At 63.1% G+C, this 2,932-nt stretch carries 3 protein-coding genes and 1 pseudogene; 2 read left to right on the top strand and 2 right to left on the bottom strand.

The genetic code is table 11. The features are described from left to right. Positions 1-229: 229 nt before the first annotated feature. Positions 230-1,453, top strand: coding sequence for an FAD-dependent monooxygenase (locus tag ACIRRA_RS45735; RefSeq protein ID WP_402782351.1), 1,224 nt, complete (start codon positions 230-232; stop codon positions 1,451-1,453). A 264-nt stretch (positions 1,454-1,717) separates the two neighbouring features. Continuing rightward, entirely contained in the window at positions 1,718-2,434 is a 717-nt protein-coding gene (locus ACIRRA_RS45730) for a DUF998 domain-containing protein (RefSeq protein ID WP_402782348.1), read from the top strand. 114 nt (positions 2,435-2,548) lie between these two features. On the opposite strand, the gene ACIRRA_RS45725 is transcribed toward ACIRRA_RS45730, so the two are convergent. Together ACIRRA_RS45725 and ACIRRA_RS45720 are read right to left on the bottom strand one after the other, a co-directional pair. Next, complete coding sequence (locus tag ACIRRA_RS45725) at positions 2,549-2,767, bottom strand: Tn3 family transposase (protein ID WP_402782345.1); 219 nt, start codon at positions 2,765-2,767, stop codon at positions 2,549-2,551. Positions 2,768-2,864: 97 nt separating this feature from the next. After that, positions 2,865-2,924: pseudogene (locus ACIRRA_RS45720) on the bottom strand (hypothetical protein); the annotation flags it as partial. Positions 2,925-2,932 lie beyond the last annotated feature (8 nt).

The following is a 2,932-nucleotide window of genomic DNA, read 5'->3' as shown; positions in this document are numbered from 1 at the left end:
GTCGGGCCGCTCGCGGAGCAGGGTGCGAGCCGCTCTGATGATGGCGTCGATACTGCGCTGGGCATCGGAACGGCGGCGACGTGCGCGGGGGGCGGCATCCAACGGGTCGGGCATCACCAGCAGATTACTCCCGCAGATCTAACCTTGACAACACGTCAGAGTTAAGTTAATTCTTACATCATGTCAAAGAAAACCTTCGCTTACTCGTTGGCAGGCTGAGGAGGCGCGCATGCGGATTCTCATCTCCGGCGCCAGCATCGCCGGGCCGGTGCTGGCATATTGGCTCACCCGGCACGGCTTCTCCGTGACCGTCATCGAACGGGCACCTTCACTGCGCAAGACCGGAGGCCACGCGGTGGACCTTTACCGGCCCGCGATGGACATCTCAGAGAAGATGGGCGTGCTACCGCGCATCGAGGCGCGAGCCACCGGTACGAATCGGTTGACTCTCTGTCGGGAGGGCGCGCGGCACCCCGTCCGGATGGACCTCTCCAAGGTTTTAGGCGCCACCTCCGACCGGCACGCGGAGATCATGCGCGACGACCTGAGCGAGATCTACTACGACTCCACGCGCAACGACGTCGAGTACGTCTTCGGCGACTCGATCACCGCGATCTCACCCGACGGCGAGGTGCGGTTCGAGAACACCGCGCCGCGCCGCTTCGACCTCGTGGTCGGCGCCGACGGGCTGCACTCGACCGTGCGTCGCCTCGTTTTCGGCGACGAGTCCCGTTTCAGTGCCTTCACCGGGGCCTACCTCGCGGTGCTGACCCTGCCGAACCGCCTCGGTGTCGACCACGAGCTACTCATCCACGTCGGTGTCGGCCGCACCGCCGGCATGTACAGCGCTCGGCACCTCGGCGACGCGCGAGCGTTGTTCCTGTTCCGTAGCGAGCACGAACTCGACTACCACCACCGCGACGCACTCCGGCAAAAGGAACTCCTGCGCGGCGCGTTCGCCGGCATGCACGCCGATGTCGACCGCTGGCTGGGCGAGCTGGACAGCACCCCGGCGTTCTACTTCGACTCGATCACCCAGCTCCGCATGGACACCTGGTCGCGAGGGCGGGTGACACTCGTCGGCGACGCGGCCTACTGCCCGGGCCCCGCCGTCGGCGGCAGCACCAGCCTCGCCGTCGTAGGCGCCTATGTCCTCGCCGGAGAGCTGGCACGGGTGAGCGGCGACCACGAGCGAGCCTTCCCCGCCTATGAACGCGCCATGGCCGGGCACGTGCGCGGCAGCCACGCGGTCGCACTCAGCGCGGCCAAGACCCTGATCCCTACGTCCCGCCTCGGCGTGTTGGGCCTGGTCCGAGGCGCCCACCTGATCTCCGCCCTGCCCGCCAAGCCCAGCCGAGCCCTCGTCCGCCTCACCACCAAGAGCGTGCGCTTCTACGATTCCATGACCGTCGACGACTATCCGCTATCGCTGGACGCCTCTCGAATCCCATGAACGGCCTCTTCGGATTTCGTGAGTATCAACCATTCGATCACTACTTCGCCACCAATTCCCGAGCAAGGATTCGAGAAGCTTTCGCGAAGGAACACCAGCGTACCGCTGGATGGAATCTACTTTGAAGCATCGCAGACGCGTCATGGCCCTCCGGCTACCGACAATCGTCTTAGGTGGCGCCCCCTCCAACGCGGTCAGCAATCGGCTCACGATCGGTTTTTCACAGCCGGTCCATCGAAATGTCTATAAAAGGAACACGCGATCATGACACCCATATCTTATGGCAAGGATGAAAAACTCACGGAAACCTCGGCACCAAGTACTGGAAAGCAGTCGGCGGCAATTAGGCTGCTGCTGGCTTGCGGTGTCATTGCTCCGCTGCTCAACAGCGTTGCCATTCTCATCCTTGGGGCCATACGCCCTGGCTACAATGCCTGGACAGTTCCCGACAGTAATCTCGAACTGGGGGACGGCGGGTGGATGCAAATCACCAACTACATCGTCACCGGAGCACTCCTGCTAGCTTTTGCCATCGGGATGAGGCTGCTGCTGCGTACGGGACATGGTTCGACCTGGGGACCCATCTTGCTCGGCAGCTATGGCCTCACCTTCATCGGCGCCGGGCTTTTCCTTCCCGACCCATCGCAGGGTTACCCACCGGGAGCATCGAGCACGCTGACCATTCACGGTGCCATTCATATCCTTCTTGGTCTGCTTCAGTTCACTGCGCTGATTGCGGCTTGCTTCGTGCTGGCGCGGCACGAGCAGGCACCCGAAAGGCGGGGCTGGTCCTGGTATTCGGTCATCACTGGCCTGCTGGTCGCCGCCTCTTATGTCGCCTTCGCCCTCACCGATAAATTGTTGGACGGAGGACCAACAGGACTCATTGAACGGATCGGCATCATTGGTAGCGGCATTTGGATTGCGCTGTTGGCGATCCGCCTGATAAGCAGGTCGATCCCACGCGTGTCCGTCGAGTAATCGGCCAAGACCCGAGACGGCGGGCTGCCCCTCGGCTGTCAGCGACCAGGTCAAGCCATTGTTGTCGTTGTTCTTCGCACGATCCCGATCCCGGAAACCCTTGTCCGACCGGTCTCAGCCTTCCTCGACGGTATCGGGGTCGCGCAGCGGCCGGTGGGTGCCCCCGAAGTCGGGCAGATGAAAAGCGTAGTGGCCGTCGATGCCGATGTGGGTGCGGATGAACGCCGACAGGCGCTGCGCGTCGGCATCGAGCACCGGATAGCCTTGTGCACGTAGGTGTTCCAAGGCCCGGTTGCTGTAGAACGTATTCCACAGAACCGCGCAATTGAGCACCACCCGAGCGCGGAGAGCTGATCTTCCATGCCCTCGTAGTAGGTGCGGTCATCTCCCCTTTCTTCCCGTGATAGATCCGCCGCGCCAGATCATGGCGGCCTTCCCCGAGATTGGCCTGGACCTTGCCTTCTCGGCGATACGGCTCGTCGTCGGCCAGGCGCAGGA

The organism is Nocardia sp. NPDC101769, assembly GCF_044766925.1.
GTDB lineage: Bacteria > Actinomycetota > Actinomycetes > Mycobacteriales > Mycobacteriaceae > Nocardia.
This window is presented reverse-complemented; position numbering and strand designations above follow the sequence as displayed.